The sequence below is a fragment of the Kitasatospora sp. NPDC049258 genome (assembly GCF_040678895.1).
Lineage (GTDB): Bacteria > Actinomycetota > Actinomycetes > Streptomycetales > Streptomycetaceae > Kitasatospora.
This window is the reverse complement of record NZ_JBFAQT010000105.1, coordinates 1-1,865: the sequence shown is the minus strand read 5'-3', so window position 1 is coordinate 1,865 and position 1,865 is coordinate 1. Positions and strand designations below refer to the sequence as shown.

1 pseudogene is annotated in these 1,865 nt (G+C 66.5%); it reads right to left on the bottom strand.

Annotation, left to right across the window (positions count from 1 at the left end):
- Nucleotides 1–1,865 (bottom strand): annotated as a pseudogene (locus AB0K43_RS31385) (sugar-binding protein); the annotation flags it as partial.

The following is a 1,865-nucleotide window of genomic DNA, read 5'->3' as shown; positions in this document are numbered from 1 at the left end:
CCGTACTGGTCGGTGCGGCTGGAGGCGAGGCGCTGGGTGCCCCACTCGTAGCCGTTGGTGACGTAGACGTCCTTGCCCGCGGTGCCGTTGCTCAGTTTCGACTGGAGCTGCTTACCCGTGAGGCTGTAGGTCTGCGACGTGAGGTACGAGCTCAGGCCCTCCACCGCCGTCAGGCGTCGAAGGGCGTCGTAGGTGATCGCCACCGACTCGGCGGCGAGGTTGCCTGCTGCCGGGTAGGAGGTCGTACGGGGAAGCCCGTCAAGCCGGTAGACGGTACCGCTGACGTAGTTTCCGGCAAGCGCTTCCTGCCCCGGTACCGACGGGATGGTCACTGTGGTGCGAGTGGGTCGAGAGAGCGAGTCGAAGAGGGAGTAGGTGGTCTTGTACTGGTAGGTGGTGCCGTTGACCGTGCTGTACCTGGTGCTGGTGGAAAGGAGGCCCTTATTGCCGGTCGGGTCCCACGTCTGTGAGGTCAGCATGGGCCCGGTTGCCGAGCCCTCATGGCTTTCGATCGCGCGAGAACCGTTGTCGTAGACGGTTGCGATCGTCCTGCCCCGGCCGTCGGTCGTCGTGAGAAGTTCACCGCGGTCGTTGTAGGTCTTGAGTGTCGTACCGCTGTCGGGGTCGATGGCCTTGGTCTGGCGGCCTTGCTGGTCGTACTGCCAGGTCCAGACGGTGCCGGCCGGGTCGGTCAGCTTGGTCATGTGGCCGGCCGGGTCGTAGCCGTAGGTGGTGCTGTCGTAGGCGCCGGTCGGCAGTGCGGACTTGTACTGGCGCATCTCGACGGTCTTGCCGGCGGCGTCGGTGATGGTGGTGGTGGGGGTGCCGCCGGCAGGTGGGGTGACGGTGACCCGGTCGCCGTTGTACTCGGTGAGGGTGGTGGCGAGCGGGGTGCCGACGCCGTTACCGGCGAGCGTGGTGGTCTTGACGGTGCGTCCGAGACCGTCGAAGGCGGTGGCGGTCTGGGTCTCCACGCCTGTGGCGTCCTCGACCTTGAAGAGCGTGGTCGAGGGCGCGCCGGTGGCGTAGTAGGGCGCGTAGGAGAGGGCGGTCTGGCCGCGCTCGTCGTAGAAGGTGTCGGTCAGGATCCGGCCGCCGTTGTCACCGGGCGACTGGGTCTGCCGGGCTCGCCCGAAGCCGTCATAGAGGGTGTAGCTGGTCAGCTGGGATCCATCGTCATTCAGCGTCTTGCTGGCGACCGCCTTGATCTTGCCGTCCTCGACGGAGTAGGTGAACTCGTTGTTCGGCGTTTGGCCCGAGGACTTGGAACGGTTGGGAAGCCAGATCTTGAGGGAGCGCCCGAGAGCGTCGTAAACCATGTCGGTGCGGCGGTTGTTCGCATCGATGACGTCCGACGCGGCTCCGCGTAGGAGGTCGTAGTCCGTGGTCGTGGTCTGCGTCGTGGCGGCGTTGCCCGACACCGTCGGTGGCGAGGTACGGGTCGCTCTGGTCGGGCGACCGGTGGTCGGTGAGAAGCTGGTTGTGGTGACCCGGGCTGCGGTCACCGGCGTGGTGACCGGTCCGGTGGCGCCGGTGGTGTCGAAGACCGTGCTTGAGGCCAGCTCGGTACTGGTGAGGTTGCGGCTGTAAGAGTCAAAAGTGCTGGCGTTGTCGAGGTAGGTGGCATTGGTGCCGGTCTGCGACTTGAGCGTCTCGGTGAGGGTGACGTCGCCCTTGGTGGGGGCGGCACCGTAGGCCTGTCCGTCATAGCGCAGCCTGACATCGGACAGGACGGCCGAGCTGCCGTCCGGCTGGGTGTCGCGATTGACATTGGCGGCGCAGTTGGCGGAGACGGTCTCGGTGCGGATGGCGCCGTTGAGGATCCAGGCGCCGGTGTTGTCGGCGTAGGTGGTGCGGGTGCACTT